This window comes from Rhodococcus sp. 06-156-4, from assembly GCF_002259345.1.
Taxonomy (GTDB): Bacteria; Actinomycetota; Actinomycetes; order Mycobacteriales; family Mycobacteriaceae; genus Rhodococcoides; species Rhodococcoides fascians_E.
In genome coordinates this window covers 320,736-337,119 of record NZ_NPGB01000028.1, presented here as the reverse complement: position 1 = coordinate 337,119, position 16,384 = coordinate 320,736, and the positions used below count along the sequence as shown (strand labels likewise).

The 16,384-nt window shown below is 65.9% G+C and carries 15 protein-coding genes; all 15 read right to left on the bottom strand.

All coding sequences use genetic code 11. The annotated features are described in order from the left end of the window. Nucleotides 1-138: 138 nt before the first annotated feature. On the bottom strand, nucleotides 139-2,679 hold the full coding sequence (locus CH290_RS21490) for an ATP-dependent Clp protease ATP-binding subunit (RefSeq protein ID WP_019663068.1): 2,541 nt from the start codon (nucleotides 2,677-2,679) through the stop codon (nucleotides 139-141). A gap of 294 nt (nucleotides 2,680-2,973) precedes the next feature. Then, nucleotides 2,974-4,524: a lysine--tRNA ligase gene (lysS, locus tag CH290_RS21485; protein ID WP_019663067.1), complete on the bottom strand. Its 1,551-nt coding sequence runs from the start codon at nucleotides 4,522-4,524 to the stop codon at nucleotides 2,974-2,976. A gap of 39 nt (nucleotides 4,525-4,563) precedes the next feature. Beyond that, nucleotides 4,564-4,992 carry a rhodanese-like domain-containing protein gene (locus CH290_RS21480; RefSeq protein ID WP_019663066.1) on the bottom strand — a complete coding sequence of 143 codons (429 nt, stop codon included), beginning with the start codon at nucleotides 4,990-4,992 and terminating at the stop codon, nucleotides 4,564-4,566. Beyond that, nucleotides 4,989-5,624 carry a cupin domain-containing protein gene (locus CH290_RS21475; RefSeq protein WP_170947538.1) on the bottom strand — a complete coding sequence of 212 codons (636 nt, stop codon included), beginning with the start codon at nucleotides 5,622-5,624 and terminating at the stop codon, nucleotides 4,989-4,991. Before CH290_RS21475 ends, CH290_RS21480 begins: the two co-directional genes overlap by 4 nt. A 114-nt stretch (nucleotides 5,625-5,738) precedes the next feature. Continuing rightward, nucleotides 5,739-6,539, bottom strand: a complete 801-nt coding sequence (locus CH290_RS21470; protein WP_033190147.1) for a type III pantothenate kinase — start codon at nucleotides 6,537-6,539, stop codon at nucleotides 5,739-5,741. 2 nt (nucleotides 6,540-6,541) lie between these two features. Then, nucleotides 6,542-6,973 carry an aspartate 1-decarboxylase gene (gene panD, locus CH290_RS21465; RefSeq protein ID WP_019663063.1) on the bottom strand — a complete coding sequence of 144 codons (432 nt, stop codon included), beginning with the start codon at nucleotides 6,971-6,973 and terminating at the stop codon, nucleotides 6,542-6,544. Nucleotides 6,974-6,977: 4 nt separating this feature from the next. Next, a complete protein-coding gene (gene panC / locus CH290_RS21460; RefSeq protein ID WP_033190146.1) occupies nucleotides 6,978-7,940 on the bottom strand; it encodes a pantoate--beta-alanine ligase in 963 nt (320 codons plus the stop codon). Then, nucleotides 7,937-8,851, bottom strand: coding sequence for a Rossmann-like and DUF2520 domain-containing protein (locus tag CH290_RS21455; protein WP_033190145.1), 915 nt, complete (start codon nucleotides 8,849-8,851; stop codon nucleotides 7,937-7,939). Before CH290_RS21455 ends, panC begins: the two co-directional genes overlap by 4 nt. A 123-nt stretch (nucleotides 8,852-8,974) precedes the next feature. Continuing rightward, nucleotides 8,975-10,219 carry a DUF6779 domain-containing protein gene (locus CH290_RS21450; RefSeq protein ID WP_052083229.1) on the bottom strand — a complete coding sequence of 415 codons (1,245 nt, stop codon included), beginning with the start codon at nucleotides 10,217-10,219 and terminating at the stop codon, nucleotides 8,975-8,977. Nucleotides 10,220-10,323: 104 nt separating this feature from the next. Beyond that, complete coding sequence (locus tag CH290_RS21445; RefSeq protein ID WP_179275297.1) at nucleotides 10,324-10,788, bottom strand: DUF3180 domain-containing protein; 465 nt, start codon at nucleotides 10,786-10,788, stop codon at nucleotides 10,324-10,326. 19 nt (nucleotides 10,789-10,807) lie between these two features. Next, nucleotides 10,808-11,344: a 2-amino-4-hydroxy-6-hydroxymethyldihydropteridine diphosphokinase gene (gene folK, locus CH290_RS21440; protein ID WP_019663058.1), complete on the bottom strand. Its 537-nt coding sequence runs from the start codon at nucleotides 11,342-11,344 to the stop codon at nucleotides 10,808-10,810. Further along, nucleotides 11,341-11,703 (bottom strand): dihydroneopterin aldolase, encoded by a 363-nt coding sequence (gene folB / locus CH290_RS21435; protein ID WP_026347421.1) that lies wholly within the window; start codon nucleotides 11,701-11,703, stop codon nucleotides 11,341-11,343. The genes folK and folB overlap by 4 nt, the downstream gene beginning before the upstream one ends. A 14-nt stretch (nucleotides 11,704-11,717) precedes the next feature. Then, complete coding sequence (folP, locus tag CH290_RS21430; RefSeq protein ID WP_026347420.1) at nucleotides 11,718-12,560, bottom strand: dihydropteroate synthase; 843 nt, start codon at nucleotides 12,558-12,560, stop codon at nucleotides 11,718-11,720. Beyond that, the gene (folE, locus tag CH290_RS21425) at nucleotides 12,557-13,183 is read right to left on the bottom strand and encodes a GTP cyclohydrolase I FolE (protein WP_019663055.1); all 627 of its coding nucleotides are present in this window, start codon (nucleotides 13,181-13,183) and stop codon (nucleotides 12,557-12,559) included. The genes folP and folE overlap by 4 nt, the downstream gene beginning before the upstream one ends. 103 nt (nucleotides 13,184-13,286) lie before the next feature. Beyond that, complete coding sequence (gene ftsH / locus CH290_RS21420; RefSeq protein WP_033190144.1) at nucleotides 13,287-16,169, bottom strand: ATP-dependent zinc metalloprotease FtsH; 2,883 nt, start codon at nucleotides 16,167-16,169, stop codon at nucleotides 13,287-13,289. Between the last annotated feature and the right edge of the window lie 215 nt (nucleotides 16,170-16,384).

The window sequence follows — 16,384 nt, the reverse complement described above, 5'->3', positions numbered from 1 at the left end:
GTGCGGTCCACCCCCGGCATCGATGCCGGCTGCCCGACGTGATCACACCCTCGGCGAGGCAGGCAGCTGAACACCCCTACGCAGCAGAGCGGGCCGCACCCCGTGAGGGATGCGGCCCGCTGTGGTGGAACTACCCGACTACTCGCTGTCGCTGTCGCCAGCGGCCTTGGCCAGGTCGACCGGAACCTCGTCGGGAACGGTGATGGCCTTCTTCTCGCCGCGGAACGTGAACTTCGCGTCCTCGCCTGCGCCTTCGCCGTCCCAGTTCTCGACGTCGACCAGGACGATCTGTCCGGGCTCGATCTCGCCGAAGAGGATCTTCTCCGACAGCTGATCCTCGATCTCGCGCTGGATGGTGCGACGCAGCGGCCGCGCACCCAGAACCGGATCGAATCCACGCTTGGCGAGGAGGGACTTCGCCTTCTCGGTGACCTCGATGGCCATGTCCTTGTTCTTCAGCGCACCCTCGACGCGGTTGAGCATGAGATCGACCATCTGGATGATCTCGTCCTGGGTGAGCTGGTGGAACACGACGATGTCGTCGATACGGTTCAGGAACTCCGGGCGGAAGTGCTTCTTCAGCTCGTCGTTGACCTTCAGCTTCATGCGCTCGTAGTTCGAGCCGGTGCCTTCACCCGAGGAGAAGCCGAGACCGACTGCCTTCGAGATGTCCGAGGTACCGAGGTTCGAGGTGAAGATGAGCACGGTGTTCTTGAAGTCGACCGTGCGTCCCTGGCCGTCGGTGAGACGGCCGTCTTCGAGCACCTGCAGGAGGGTGTTGTAGATCTCCTGGTGTGCCTTCTCGATCTCGTCGAACAGCACGACGGAGAACGGCTTGCGGCGGACCTTCTCGGTGAGCTGGCCGCCCTCTTCGTATCCGACGTATCCGGGAGGAGCACCGAACAGACGCGACGCGGTGAAGCGGTCGTGGAACTCGCCCATGTCGATCTGGATGAGCGCGTCGTCCTCGCCGAACAGGAAGTTCGCCAGTGCTTTGGACAGCTCGGTCTTACCGACACCGGACGGGCCGGCGAAGATGAACGAGCCGGACGGACGCTTGGGGTCCTTCAGACCCGCACGCGTACGGCGGATGGCCTTGGAGACGGCCTTGACGGCCTCGACCTGCCCGATGATCCGCTTGTGCAGCTCGTCCTCCATACGGAGCAGACGGGTGGTCTCCTCCTCGGTGAGCTTGAAGACGGGGATACCGGTCCAGTTTCCGAGGACCTCGGCGATCTGCTCGTCGTCGACCTCGGCGATGACATCGAGGTCACCGGAACGCCACTGCTTCTCGCGCTCGGCACGCTGCTGAACCAGCTGCTTTTCCTTGTCGCGCAGGTTCGCGGCCTTCTCGAAGTCCTGCGCGTCGATCGCGGATTCCTTTTCGCGACGCGCGTCGGCGATCTTGTCGTCGAACTCGCGCAGGTCCGGCGGCGCGGTCATCCGGCGGATGCGCATCCGCGCGCCCGCTTCGTCGATGAGGTCGATTGCCTTGTCCGGCAGGAATCGGTCGTTGATGTACCGGTCCGCCAGAGTTGCTGCCGCGACGAGTGCACCGTCGGTGATCGAGACACGGTGGTGTGCCTCGTAACGATCGCGCAGACCCTTGAGAATCTCGATGGTGTGCTCGACGGTGGGCTCGCCGACCTGGACGGGCTGGAACCGCCGCTCGAGAGCAGCGTCCTTCTCGATGTACTTGCGGTACTCGTCGAGGGTGGTTGCACCGATGGTCTGCAGCTCGCCACGCGCAAGCTTGGGCTTGAGGATGGAGGCCGCGTCGATAGCGCCCTCGGCGGCACCTGCGCCGACGAGCGTGTGCAGCTCGTCGATGAACAGGATGATGTCGCCGCGAGTGTTGATCTCCTTGAGAACCTTCTTCAGGCGCTCCTCGAAGTCACCGCGGTAACGGCTGCCTGCAACCAGCGACCCGAGGTCGAGGGTGTAGAGCTGCTTGTCCTTCAAGGTCTCGGGGACCTCGCCGTTGACGATTGCTTGCGCGAGCCCCTCGACGACAGCGGTCTTACCGACACCGGGCTCACCGATCAGAACAGGGTTGTTCTTGGTACGGCGGCTCAGGACCTGCATGACGCGCTCGATTTCCTTCGCGCGGCCGATGACGGGGTCGAGCTTGCCTTCGAGTGCAGCCTGGGTCAGGTTGCGCCCGAACTGGTCGAGCACCAGCGACGTGGACGGCGTACCGGCCTCGCCGCGGCTGCTGCCGGACTCCGACGGCTCCTTGCCCTGGTAGCCGGACAGTAGCTGGATGACCTGCTGACGCACGCGGTTGAGGTCGGCACCGAGCTTGACCAGAACCTGGGCGGCGACGCCTTCACCCTCGCGGATCAGCCCGAGCAGAATGTGCTCGGTACCGATGTAGTTGTGACCGAGCTGCAGAGCCTCACGCAGGCTGAGCTCGAGGACTTTCTTGGCGCGCGGGGTGAACGGAATATGACCGGACGGAGCCTGCTGGCCCTGACCGATGATTTCCTCGACCTGGCTGCGGACTCCTTCAAGGGAGATACCCAACGACTCCAGAGACTTCGCCGCTACGCCCTCACCCTCGTGGATGAGCCCGAGCAGGATGTGCTCCGTGCCGATGTAGTTGTGGTTGAGCATCCGGGCTTCTTCTTGAGCCAGGACGACAACACGCCGCGCGCGATCGGTGAACCTCTCGAACATCGCTCTCCCTCACTTCTCGGTGGGAGGTAGCACTTCCCACCAGGTCTTCTAGCACCACAGTATCCAGTACACGGGGTCGCTCGGCATCGGAGGCGCTCGACGACGACAACTACGACGTCTACGCCTCCAGCCTCACTGTAGTTGGCCGGTCGTTCACTCGCCGACCCTCGGCCCCCTCGGATCAACGCTCGGCGTTGCTGTGGGTGACTGAAGTGCCTGCTTACAGTTCTTAACGCGGGCCGATGCGTATTCGTTTCCGATTATCTGTCCGCTGCTGGCGAACAGCCGAGGGACTCAGCCCTGCGGTTTCACGATGGGAAACAGGATGGTCTCCCGAATGCCGAGGCCGGTCAGCGCCATCAGGAGCCGGTCGATTCCCATGCCCGTGCCCGTGGTGGGCGGCATGCCCTGCTCCATCGCCGCCAGGAAGTCCTCGTCGAGCACCATCGCCTCGTCGTCGCCGGCGGCAGCCTGACGGGCCTGATCCTCGAAACGCTCACGCTGGATCACCGGGTCGACGAGCTCGGAGTACCCCGTGGCCAGTTCGAAGCCGCGGACGTAGAGATCCCACTTCTCGGTGACGCCCGGCTTGCTGCGATGCTGGCGAGTCAGCGGCGACGTCTCCACCGGGAAGTCACGAACGAACGTGGGCGCGGACAGGCCGTCGCCGACCTGGTGCTCCCATAGTTCCTCGACGAGCTTCCCGTGGCCGTAGATGGGCTTGCCGTCCTTGCGAGGAACCTCGAGCCCGACCTTCTCGGCGAGCGCGAGCAGCTCGTCGACAGTCGTGTCCGGGGTGACGGTGACGCCGATGGACTCCGAGAGCGACGGGTACATCTCGAGCGTCGTCCACTCGCCACTCAAGTCGTACGTGGTGCCGTCGGGGAGCAGCACGATCTGTGTGCCGAGGGCGGCCTGCGCGACTTCCTGGATCAACTCACGCGTCATCCGTGCGGAATCGTCGTACGTCCCGTACGCCTCGTACGTCTCGAGCATCGCGAACTCCGGTGAGTGCGACGAATCCGCGCCTTCGTTACGGAAGTTGCGGTTGATCTCGAAGACCTTCTCGATACCGCCGACGACGCAGCGCTTCAGGAACAGCTCCGGCGCGATCCTCAGGTACAGGTCCGCGTCCAGCGCATTGGAGTGCGTGACGAACGGGCGTGCAGCCGCGCCGCCGTGCAGCGTCTGCAGCATGGGCGTCTCGACCTCGAGAAAGCCGCGGCGCTCGAGTGCAGTGCGAAGCTCACGCACGACGGCGATGCGCTTGCGCGCGACCTCACGAGCCTCGGGGCGAGTGATCAAATCCAGGTAACGCTGACGGATGCGCGTTTCCTCGTTCAATTCCTTGTGCGCAACCGGCAACGGACGCAATGCCTTCGACGCGATCTGCCACTTGTCGGCCATGACGCTGAGCTCGCCGCGGCGACTCGAGATGACCTCGCCGTGCACGAACACGAAGTCACCGAGGTCGACGTCCGACTTCCACGCCGCCAGCGCGTCCTCCCCGACTCCGGCGAGGCTGATCATCGCCTGGAGCTGGGTGCCGTCGCCCTCCTGCAGCGTCGCGAAACAGAGCTTTCCTGTGTTGCGGACGAAGATGACGCGTCCGGCGACGCCGACGAGCTCACCCGTAGCGGTATCGGCATCGAGGCTCGGGAACTGCTCCCTGATCTCCAGCAGCGAATGCGTGCGGTCCACGGACACGGGATACGCCTCTTGCCCCTGCTCGAGCAGACGGTCCCGCTTGGCACGACGAATCCGAAGCTGTTCCGGAGTGTCCGACAGCTCTTGGGCGTCCGACGATTCTGGAACGGCGGCGGTGGGGGAAGCTGCGTCAGTCACGGAAGCACACTTTATCCGGCGCGTGCGACAAAGACAGAATCAGTGCGCCGTGACGGCTTCTGCTTCACGGACGCAGTGCCGCGCCTTCGTCAGAACACCGAGCAGTCCAGCGGACTTGAGCGCTTGGTAGCCACCGACGAGGTCGGTCGCCTTGTGCAACCCCAACTCCTGCAGCGACGCTGCAGCCAGGGAGGACGTGTACCCCTCGGAGCAGATCACGATCCACTCGACGTCGTGATCCACCGCCGCGACCAACCGAGCGTCGCTGGTGGGATCCAGACGCCACTCGAGCACGTTGCGTTCGATGGCCAGCGCGCCGGGCAGCGTCCCTTCGACGGCCCGTTGGGCCTGCGGACGGATGTCGACGACGATCGCGCCGCGTTCGACGGCGTCACGCAGTTCGAAGACGGTCATCCGGTCGATTCGAGTCCGTGCTTCGTCGAGCATCTGGACGACGGTCTTGCTCATTTCGAAGGTCCTTCGGGCTCGTCGGTCAGCTCGGTGCGGGTTCTTCGGAGTGCCGACTTGTCGGTCACTTCGTAGTAGGACATCGCGGTCAGCGGCGGTGAATAGGCGTGGACACTCAGTGTCGGGTGAGGAGTTGTCGAGTCACTCCGCAGGCTCCGCTCCTGCCCAGCGATCGGGTCACTCCGCAGGCTCCGCTCCTGCCCGGTGATCGATGCGGGTGCCCGCATGACGTCGTGTACCCATCCGAGCGGGAAGGACGCCTGATCCCCGGCGTCGAGTCGACGACGCTTCAGTCCGTCTCCCGCCCAACGGTATTCGACGAGCGATCCGCTCAACACGGTGAGTGCACCGAGCGATCCGGCGTGATCGTGCAGCTCGGTGGAGCGGTCCGGTACCCAGCTGATCAACCAGACATCCAGGTCGTCGTCGGCGTGCAACCGCGTCGACCAGCGCTCACCGGTGGGCCAGTTGCCACCGGCGGGCAGCAGGTGGTCGAAGCGTCCTTCGAGGACGTCGGACGCACCCTGATCGGTGATCCGCAGCAGGTCGTGAGGCCGCAACCGAGTCGGAAGCGTCAGATTGGGCGCAGAAGTGGACGACAGAGATCCAGAAAAGACAGGTGTGGAAAGCATGGAAACTTCTCCAGGATAGGTAATTGAACGAGGCAGCGGTCAGCCTCGACAACACTCCTGGGGTCCCATGCACATCATCACGACGACGATTCTTACACAACCGTTCCAGTTGCGCTAGCGGGTCCGTCTTTTCGCCAGGTTTCGCTCGAACACCAGACGCAGGCCCTCGAGCGTCAGATCCGGCTCGTGGTGCTCGACGGACGCACTTTCCGCCATGACGAGCGGCGCACTCTCACCCGTCCCGATGACGGCGACGTCCTTGCCCCCGAACTCCGGCAGTTCGCGCCGGACCCGATTCACCAGGCCGTCGACCAGGCCCGCGAACCCGAAGACCGCCCCGGCCTGCATGCACTCGACGGTGTTCTTGCCGACGACGGAACGCGGTCGCAGCAATTCCACCTCACGCAACGCCGCGGAACGTGACGACATCGCCGCCGTCGAGATCTCCAGGCCCGGTGCGATGGCGCCGCCGAGGAACTCACCCTTGGCCGAGACCACGTCGACGCACGTCGTGGTGCCGAAATCCACCACGATGCAGGCACTCCCGTACAGATCGTGCGCGGCGAGCGTGTTCACGATGCGGTCCGCACCCACCTCCTTGGGATTGTCGACCAGCAACGGAACTCCCGTGCGCACACCGGGTTCCACCACCACGTGCGGCACATGCTTCCAGTATCGGGCCAGCATCGTGCGCGTCTCACGCAGCACCGAGGGCACGGTCGACAACGCCGACACTCCCGTGATCTGCTCGGCATCGGGCCCGATCAGCCCACGAAGCATCAACGCCAGCTCGTCGGCGGTGACGTTGGGGTCGGTCCGCACCCGCCAGTCTCGGTGCAGCGTCGCGTGATCACCACTTCCGCTGAACAATCCGAGCGTCGTCGAGGTATTGCGAACGTCGACTGCGAGCAGCACAGCTAGACCAGCACGGAGTCGGCGCGCAGCGTGCGTGGAGTGATCAGACCGGACCCCTCGGGCGCGTGGGCAGGATCGGAGCCCAACTCCACCGGAGCGTTCTTGTCGTCGACGAACACCACTCGCGGCGCGTAGTCCTTGCACTCCTGCTCGTTCATCACTCCATAGGCGATCAGAATGACCAGATCACCGGGGTTGACGAGATGAGCTGCCGCACCGTTGATTCCGATGACGCCACTGCCCCGCTCACCGGTGATCACATACGTCTCGAGGCGCGCACCGTTGTCGATGTCGACGATGGTGACCTGCTCCCCTTCCAGCAGATCGGCAGCCTCCATCAGATCCAGATCCACCGTGACCGAGCCAACGTAGTGCAGGTCGGCATGCGTGACGGTGGCGCGGTGGATCTTGGACTTCATCATTGTGCGAAACATGTTGTCACCCTTCAGCTTTGGTAAATTCGTTCGCCTGCGCAGGCTCCACTCCTGCTGCATCGAGTCGTTCCGCAGGCTCCACTCCTGCTTCGAGGAAGCCGGTGCCCACGGCCACCCCGACGTTGTCGATGAGGCGGGTGGTTCCGATTCTGGCGGCGACGAGGAGTCGCCCGTCTCCTCGTTCCGGGGCCGGCCCGAGGTCCACGCCGCGGACCTCGAGGTAGTCCACGTCGACCCCGGGGACCGAGTCCAGCACACCCCGCGCGGTCGACAGGATCGCCGACACACCACCTGCCGCTGCGTGCGCTCCGGCTACCAGAGCGGCCGAGAGAACCATCGCGGCGTCTCGCTGCGCGGAGTCGAGGTACCGATTGCGGGAGGACAGTGCGAGCCCGTCCTGCTCGCGGACCGTCGGCACGCCGTAGATCTTGACGTCGAAGTTCAGATCGCGAACCATCTGACGGATCAGAGTGAGCTGCTGATAGTCCTTCTCGCCGAAGTACGCCGCGTGCGGCGACGCGATCTGTAGCAACTTCGCGACCACGGTGAGCATGCCCGCGAAATGTGTGGGCCGGGAAGCGCCTTCCAGCTCCGCCCCGAGCGGGCCTGGATGCACGGTGGTGCGCGGACCGGCCGGGTACATGTCCGACGCGGAGGGCGCGAACACCAGCTCGACCCCTTCCCCACGAAGCAGTTCGACGTCGGCGTCGAGCGTGCGCGGGTAGGCGTCCAGGTCCTCCCCTGCCCCGAACTGCAGAGGATTGACGAAGATCGACACGATGACGACAGCTCCGGTGAGCTTGGCCTGCCGGACGAGGTGGATGTGACCTGCGTGCAACGCACCCATCGTCGGCACGAGGGACACAGTTTTGCCCACTGCGCGAAGAGCTTTGGACACCGAGGTGATCACGGCGGGATCGTGGTGGACCGTGAGTTCCCCGGCCTTGTAGCTACCTGCCAGTGTCATCGTTCGCCTTCCAGAAACTCGACCAGTGGCGCGGGTGCGCCGATTCTCTGTGCGGACCGCAGCGACAGGGCTCGGTACCCTTCGGCAATCCGCGGGTCCACCTCGCGCAGCACACTCAGATGTTTCTGCACTGCGCTCAGATCCCCGCGGGCGACCGGCCCCGTCAACGCAGACTGTCCACGTCGAAGCGCATTCTCGAGCGCAGCATTCAGCAACGGCGCAAGAACACGCTGCGGCACACCGGGTTCGGTGTCCATGCCGGGAAATCCAGGGCCGTCGAGAGCAACGTGCAGAGCCTCGACGGCGTCGGCGACGAGGGTGACGAGATGATTGGATCCGTGCGCCAGAGCTGCGTGATACAGCGCTCGCTCCGTCTCCGCGACGTGCACCGGTTCGCCGCCCAGTTCGAGCACGAGCGCCTGCGCGACGGCGTAACCGATCTCGTCGGCCGCAGTGATGCCGAAACACGCCGAGGCCAGTCGATCCGTGTCCTCGGCGAGTCCGGAAAAGGTCATCGCCGGATGGATCGCCAGCGGCACGGCACCCTGAGCGGACAGCGGCGCCAGAATGCCCACACCGTTGGCGCCGGAAGTGTGCACGACGAGCTTGCCCGGCGCCACGACGCCCGTTGCCGCCAGACCCGTTACAAGCGAGGCGAGTTCGGAATCGGGGACCGCGAGGATCAGCAACTCGGCGCGGGTGGCAACCTCGTCGACCGGCAGTATCTGCGTGTCCGGAAGGCGTGTGCGCGCACGATGCACCGAATCCTCGGACACGGCAGAGCAGGCGACGACGACGTGTCCGACGCGCTCGAGAGCTTCGCCGAGAGCTGTGCCGACACGACCTGCCGACACGATGCCGACCGCCAAACGCGCAGGTGCGGGATCAGCAGTGAACTCGGATGAGGTCACCGATTACTTCCTCTCGTTCGTTCCAGTCCCGCTCGGCGGGTACCAGACGTCCTGTCCAAGAGAATAGCCTCACAAGGCAGGCACCGGCCACGGCGCATCAACGTGATCTAGTTCACGATCGCGTCAGTCGGCGCGACGACGGTGCCTGCGTTCGGTGGGCTCACCGGAACCCGACTGCAGTCCTGCCATGATCTCCGCGACGGAACGACCGTTGGAGTGCGCTCCGGCGGTGTCCCCGTCCTCGGGTTCCGCCCGGCGCCGACGCCGTGACCGCGGCTCGGGATCCGGAAGATCCCAATGTTGGGACGGGCTCTCGGGCTCGGGATCCTGTCGAACCTCGGGCTGCGGCTCGGGCTCGGGATCCTGCCGAACTTCAGGCTGGGGCTCGGGCACGGGCTGCGACTGTGGCTCGGGAACGACCTCGGCCGGCGAGTCGTGCACCACGTCTGCGTACTCGGCGTCGACTGGTACTTCGGGGGATGGCTCCGGGTACGCCGACGGCGCAGCGGGGGCGCGGGGAGGCGTCGGGACCCGTCGGCCACCGCCGGGAGCCCGCGCGTCACCTCGCCGGGGCTGTACCGGGCTTCCACCACCGGCAGTTCCACCACCGGCAGTTCCATCGCCGGACGCCTGGGGCGCGGGAGCCTGGGAGGTGGGAGCGTGCGTGTAGCCGAGGGGGACCTCGCTGCCGATCGGCACGTCGGGGTAGAGCACCGACGTTTCCGCGGTCACCGGTTCGTCGTACGGGTTGGCGATTCCTTGAACCGGCGAGACCGGGGCGCTCGGCCGCTGGCCTCGCGGATCCCTGAGCGCCGAGTCAGGCTCGTTGGCACCGGTACGCCCGGGGATGTACAACCCCGACGGCGCTGGTTGGTACCCGTCGTAGTTGCGGCCTCCGCCGAGCTCGGCCACCCGCGTCGCCTCGGCGCGGAGGGCTACCCGCTCGGTGGGGAGATTGCCGTCGAACAACATCTGCAGGTTCTCCCGCAGGTGCGCGAGTTCCGCCCGCAGGGCCGCGACCTCACTGGTCTCGAGCTGCACTTCGCTGCGCACACGCGCCTCGACACCCAGCTCGTACTCACGCCGGGCGGAGATCTCCCGCGCGAGTTGCAGCTCGTACACCGTTTGCAGGTCCTTGGCCTTCGTCTGATCCGCCGCGGCCTCGCGTCGATACTTCGTCATCGCGAACGCGCCCACGATCGCCGCCCACAACGCGGAGACGAGGCCCACCCGCAACCATTGGACGTTCTCGCTGAACAGCAGCAGCACACTCGCCGCGACTCCGAAGACGACCAACGCGGCTATGAACAACTGGCTCGCACTGCGCCGCGAACGGCGTGCGGCCTTTGCGCGAGTCGGTTCGGTCATGGCAACCAGGGTAGCTGGCAAATCGCCACGAACCGGTCAACCTCGGTTGTGGATCGCCACAGCGCCTGCTGGGTGGTTCGGCCACGTGACGGGACCCACGCGAGTCAGCGCGGATCGTCTCCGCGATCCTCCGGTGTGCGACAGCACTGTTCGAGCCACAGCGCGGCACCGACGAGAGCGAGACCGGCAAGCAGCCCGACGATGGCTCCCGGCCTGTCGGCGGCCGCGGCTCGCACGGTCGACGCCTGGGGCAGGATGTGAACGAGAAAACCGGCCCAGATACCCGTCACGGCCGACCCCACCAGCGCCGACGCTTTCGCCAGGGCCAGGGCCCGAGCGGCCGTGATGGGGTGAACGTGGCGTGGTCCGTCGCCGATCCGGCTGGTCCCCACTCGCGACCGCAGCACGAACGCGAAGATCAGCTCACCGATGGCGATCGGGTACAGCGATGCGCCGACGAGCACCGACATCGGCGGAAGCATCCCGTAGAACGACCTGACCAGCAGCCACATCGCGACGGCTGCGAACAGCGCGATGGAGACGAGGTCTCGTACCCGTGTCGGTTTCATCTCGGTCATCCGCGCGCGTCTACTCTCGACGCTCTTCTGCGGAGACGGGTGTCATGTCGGTCGCCCGGACGCCACTGCGTTCCTCGGCGCTCAACGTCGCGAGCCAGTCGTCGACGCGCCTGGCGTCCGTGCCGACCGCGAGGGTGGCGTCGGGCTCCACGTCGAGCCACGGGAGCAGGACGAACGCGCGCTCGTGGGCACGGGGATGCGGCAGCAACAACTGCGGATCGGTTCCGACGACGTCCTGGCCGGCATCCGATCGGCACACCACGATGTCCACGTCGAGGCTGCGAGGGCCCCACCGCACCTCACGAACCCGCTCGGCGTTCGCTTCGCGTTCCCTGGCGAACTCCAGCCACTCGTACGGTCCGCGCTCCGGGTCGTCGGCGACGACGATCGCGTTCAGAAAATCCTGCTGTTCGATGCCACCCCACGGCGCTGACACGTAGACCTTCGACACCGCTCGCACTCGCGGTCCGAGATCGTCGGTGACGGACCGCAGGTGTGCGAGCGAATCACCGACGTTGCTGCCGATCGACAGTACGACCTGCGTCATGAGCGCACTCGGTGGGCGACGACGGCGACATCGACGAATTCCAGAGGAATCGGAGCCGACGGCTTGTGCAATACCACTTCGACGGCGTCGACCCGGGTATCGGTCATGACCGAATCTGCGATCTCGGCGGCAACCGTTTCGATCAGGTCCCGGGGCGGGCCCGCCACGATGGCGGCGGCGGCCTCGGCCAGTTCGCCGTAATGCAACGTTGCCGTCAGGTCGTCGGACGCGGCAGCCGGCTTCAGATCCATCCAGACGGTGATGTCCACGACGAAGTCCTGGCCGTCGCGCTTCTCGAAGTCGAAGACTCCGTGGTGTCCGCGAACCTTCAACCCGCGCAACTCGATTCGGTCGCTCACCCGATGCTCGCCCTTCATGCGCTTGCCTCCCATGCGTCGACGACGGCCACCGCGTCCAGCGTGGAGCGGGCGTCGTGCACGCGTACGCCCCATGCCCCTGCTGCCACCGCGAGCGCCGATACGACGGCAGTCGCGACCTCACGGCCGGCCGGCGGGCGGTCGACGCCGTCCTGCGCCAACAGCGACCCGAGGAAGCGTTTGCGCGACGCCCCGATCAGGACGGGCATTCCCAATTCCACGAACGTGGGAATCGCGTGGAGCAGTTGCCAGTTGTGGTGGGCGTTCTTGGCGAAACCGAGGCCGGGATCCAACACGATGTTGGATCGGTCGACTCCGGCAGCGACAGCGCGATCCACCTGGTGAAGCAGCTCGCGTCGAACGTCCGCCACGACGTCGTCGTAGTGATCGGCCGCACCGGAGTGCGCATAGTTCTCCGAGCTCCGCCAGTGCATCAGGATCCACGGCACGCCTGCGTCCGCGACGACCGACGCCATGTCCGGGTCGGCCCTGCCACCGGACACGTCGTTGACGATGGTGACGCCTGCTTCGATCGCGGCGGCGGCAACCGATGCGCGCATCGTGTCGACGCTCGTCGGGATGCCCTGCTCACCGAGGGCGGCAATCACCGGCACCACTCGTCGGGCTTCGACCTCCGGATCGATGCGTTCCGCTCCCGGACGCGTCGATTCGCCACCGACGTCGACGATGTCCACACCCATGGCGTGCAGCTGAACACCGTGTGCGACGGCAGCATCGACGTCGAGATACCGACCACCGTCGGAGAACGAATCCGCCGTGACGTTGAGAACGCCCATCACCACATGGGCGCCGGGCCGAAACGGCCGAAAAGACGTCATTTCCGCAGAATCAGATCCAACGCCTCGGATCGAGACGCTGCACTCGACTGGAACAGTCCGCGGACGGCCGACGTGGTCGTACTGGCTCCTGGCTTGCGAATGCCGCGCATGGCCATGCACAGATGCTCCGCCTCGATCACGACGATGGCGCCGCGCGGGTCGAGCTTGCGCATCACGGCGTCGGCGATCTGGCTGGTCAGACGCTCCTGCACCTGCGGACGCTTGGCGTAGAGATCCACGACGCGGGCCAACTTGGACAGGCCGGTCACCTTGCCGCTCTTGCCGGGAATGTACCCGACGTGGGCGACGCCGTGGAACGAGACCAGGTGATGCTCGCACGTAGAGAACATCGGGATACCCCGCACCAGAACGAGTTCCTGATGGCCCTCGTCGAACGTCGTGTTCAGCACCGAATCCGGGTCCGTGTACAGCCCGCCGAACATCTCCTTGTACGCACGGGCCACGCGCGCCGGGGTGTCGAGCAGGCCGGCACGGTCAGGATCTTCTCCGACGGCGATCAGCAACTCACGGACCGCGGCCTCGGCACGCGGCTGGTCGAACGTGCGCCCTGTTGCAACTGCGACGAGGTTGTCCGGCGCAACCGGGGCGCCCTCATCGTCCATCCGCGTGACTGACACGTGTGCTCTTTCCTTCGGTCCACCCGCGGCTCACAACCGCAGGCCCACTCATTGCGCCGCGTAAGCCTATCGCCCGATCCCGACTGACCTAACTGTGCCCGCCGGGACCTTCCCACCGCTGCGTGCGAGGACCTTCGTCGCCGCCGTGCTCGGACTCCGGCGCATCGGAACGCTGGTTCTCCGGACGCGGTGCATCAGGACGCTGTTCGTTCGGACGCTGTTCGTTCGGACCCTGGGGCACGGGACCGCCGAGCGGCAATCCGCCCAGGGGATCCCACTGCGAACCGGCGGGGTCGCGGTATTGAGGAGTCGGGCGCTGGTCGCCGTACTGACCCGACGCGGCCGAGCCTCCACCCTGGCCCGCCGAACCCTGACTGCCGGACGCGTCATCGGAATCCTGAGTGCCGGACCTGCCATCGTTACCTGGCTCGCGGTACTCCGGGGGCTGGTACTGAGGCGGACGGTACTGAGGAGACTGGTACGTCGGCGGCGCCTGGAACTGCGGACCCGATTCACCCGGGCGACCGCCGCCGGGACCGGAAGCGTCACGCGGGGGCCAGCCCGGTGCCGACCAGCCGGCAGGTGCGCCGTAATCCGGACGCGATCGCGGAGTCTCGGGGTTGCGGTAGCTGCCGCCACCGTTGTAAGCACCGCCACCGGTGTAGTTCCCGCCCGGATAGTTGCCGTTGCCCGGGTGGCTGCCCGTGGCGTCGGCACCACCGGAGTGCTGGCCTCCGCGCGATCCACCGTTGTACGGGGCACTGCCGTACGGTGTGCCGCCGTTCGCGGGACCACCGTTCGCGGGACCACCGTTCGCAGGACCACCGTGCACCGGGCCACCGTTGACCGGGCCACCGTTGTGCTGGGAACCGTTGGCCGGGGCACCGTTGGTGTGCGCTCCCGGCCTGCCGCCGTTGTACCCGTCCTGACCGTTGTAGCCGTCCTGACCGGACTTGGTCAGCTGCGGGGAGCCTGCGTAGCTGGGCTGCGGGAACTGTTGCGGCGGAACGACCTTGGGCGCGATGGGCGGCGGAGGCCACGGCTCGCCGCGTTCGATCGCGAGCTCACCCGGCGTCTTCACCGGGGGCTTGTCCGACGGGATGCGCTCACCGAAGTCGTTGAACAGTGTGATCCGCGGCCGCTTGGTGACGCCCGTGAAGATCTTCTCGAGATCCTTGCGGGTCAGCGTCTCGCGCTCCAACAATTCGGTTGCGAGCGTGTCCAGCACGTCGCGGTACTCGTTGAGAATGGCCCACGCCTCGGTGTGCGCGGCTTCGATGAGCTTGCGCACCTCCTCGTCGATCTCGCGGGCGACCTCGTGCGAGAAGTCCGACTGCACACCCATCGAGCGGCCGAGGAACGGATCGCCCTGTTCCTGCCCGTAGCGAACTGCTCCGAGCTTGCTGCTCATGCCGTACTCGGTCACCATCGCGCGAGCGATCTTGGTCGCCTGGTCGATGTCCGAGGATGCGCCTGTCGTCGGCTCGTGGAACACGAGCTCCTCGGCCGCGCGGCCACCCATCGCCATCACGAGCCGCGCGATCATTTCCGACCTGGTCATCAGGCCCTTGTCGTCCTCGGGGACGGTCATCGCGTGACCACCCGTCCGACCGCGGGCGAGGATGGTGACCTTGTAGACGGGCTCGATGTCCGGCATCGCCCACGCCGCGAGGGTGTGGCCACCCTCGTGGTACGCGGTGATCTTCTTCTCGTGCTCGCTGATGATCCGGCTCTTGCGGCGCGGCCCTCCGACCACGCGGTCGACGGATTCCTCCAGCGCGGCCTCGGTGATGACGGTGCCGTTCTCACGGGCCGTCAGCAGAGCGGCCTCGTTGATGACGTTGGCAAGGTCCGCGCCGGACATTCCGACGGTCCGCTTGGCGAGACCTTCCAGATCGGCGTCCTGAGCGACGGGCTTGCCGGCGGAATGCACCGCGAGGATCGCGCGTCGACCGGCCAGGTCCGGAGCACCGACCGGTATCTGGCGGTCGAAACGGCCTGGTCGCAGCAGCGCCGGGTCGAGGATATCGGGCCGGTTGGTGGCGGCGATCAGAATGACGCCGGTGCGCTCGCCGAAGCCGTCCATCTCGACGAGAAGCTGGTTGAGGGTCTGCTCACGCTCGTCGTGGCCACCACCCATGCCTGCGCCACGCTGACGACCGACGGCGTCGATCTCGTCGACGAAGATGATGCACGGGCTGTTCTGCTTGGCCTGCTCGAACAGATCGCGGACACGGGAAGCGCCGACACCGACGAACATCTCGACGAAGTCCGAGCCGGAGATGGTGAAGAACGGAACGCCTGCTTCACCGGCGACGGCGCGTGCCAGCAGTGTCTTGCCGGTTCCGGGAGGGCCGTACAGCAGCACGCCACGCGGAATCTTCGCGCCGAGCGACTGGTAGCGAGCCGGGTTCTGCAGGAAATCCTTGATCTCGTACAGCTCTTCGACTGCCTCGTCGGCACCTGCGACGTCCTGGAACGTCGTCTTGGGCATGTCCTTGCTGAGTTGTTTGGCCTTCGACTTGCCGAAGCCCATGACGCCGCCGCGGCCACCGCCCTGCATGCGACTCATGATGAAGATGAAGACACCGAGCAGAATCAGCATCGGAAGAACGAACAGCAGCAGCGACGACACCCAGCTGTCCTGGCTGACGACGGTGTTGTAGCTTTCGAGGCCGTCCGCGCTGACCTTGTCGAAGATGGTCTGCGACGCCGAGTCCGGGTACTTCGCGATGATCTGCGTTTCGTTCTCGGTGGCGTCGTTGCCGTTCTTCAGGGTGAGGCGGACCTGCTGCTCGCGGTCGTCGATCTGGGCCTTCTCGACGTTGTTGTCGTCGAGCTGGGCGATGGCCACCGACGTGTCGACGGACTTCCAGTCCCTCGTGTCGTTTCCGAAGTAGCTGAAAGCGAAAATCGCCAGCAGTATCGCAAACACGATGGCCAGGTTCCGTATAACTGTCTTCCGATTCATACAGCTTCAGCCGAGACGGCCTCGTCCTTTCCAGTTCCAGTTACCGGGCCACTCTGCTGGTTCAGCTCGAGCACCGGATGCCCCAGGTTACCGCGAGCGGCCGCGGCGTACTCGTGGTGCGGTAACCCGGCGATACATCCCCCACGCCGTTCGCCCGACGGATGTATCACGATTCTCCCCCATCCAACGCGCATCACGCCTTTCCGGTTCCCCGT

Coding starts and splice junctions, on each gene's coding strand:
- CH290_RS21490 (WP_019663068.1), bottom strand. CDS start 2,679: ATGTTCGAGAGGTTCACCGATCGCGCGCGGCGTGTTGTCGTCCTGGCT.
- CH290_RS21480 (WP_019663066.1), bottom strand. CDS start 4,992: ATGAGCAAGACCGTCGTCCAGATGCTCGACGAAGCACGGACTCGAATC.
- CH290_RS21475 (WP_170947538.1), bottom strand. CDS start 5,624: ATGCTTTCCACACCTGTCTTTTCTGGATCTCTGTCGTCCACTTCTGCG.
- panD (WP_019663063.1), bottom strand. CDS start 6,973: ATGTTTCGCACAATGATGAAGTCCAAGATCCACCGCGCCACCGTCACG.
- panC (WP_033190146.1), bottom strand. CDS start 7,940: ATGACACTGGCAGGTAGCTACAAGGCCGGGGAACTCACGGTCCACCAC.
- CH290_RS21450 (WP_052083229.1), bottom strand. CDS start 10,219: ATGACCGAACCGACTCGCGCAAAGGCCGCACGCCGTTCGCGGCGCAGT.
- CH290_RS21445 (WP_179275297.1), bottom strand. CDS start 10,788: ATGAAACCGACACGGGTACGAGACCTCGTCTCCATCGCGCTGTTCGCA.
- folK (WP_019663058.1), bottom strand. CDS start 11,344: ATGACGCAGGTCGTACTGTCGATCGGCAGCAACGTCGGTGATTCGCTC.
- folP (WP_026347420.1), bottom strand. CDS start 12,560: ATGACGTCTTTTCGGCCGTTTCGGCCCGGCGCCCATGTGGTGATGGGC.
- folE (WP_019663055.1), bottom strand. CDS start 13,183: ATGGACGATGAGGGCGCCCCGGTTGCGCCGGACAACCTCGTCGCAGTT.
- ftsH (WP_033190144.1), bottom strand. CDS start 16,169: ATGAATCGGAAGACAGTTATACGGAACCTGGCCATCGTGTTTGCGATA.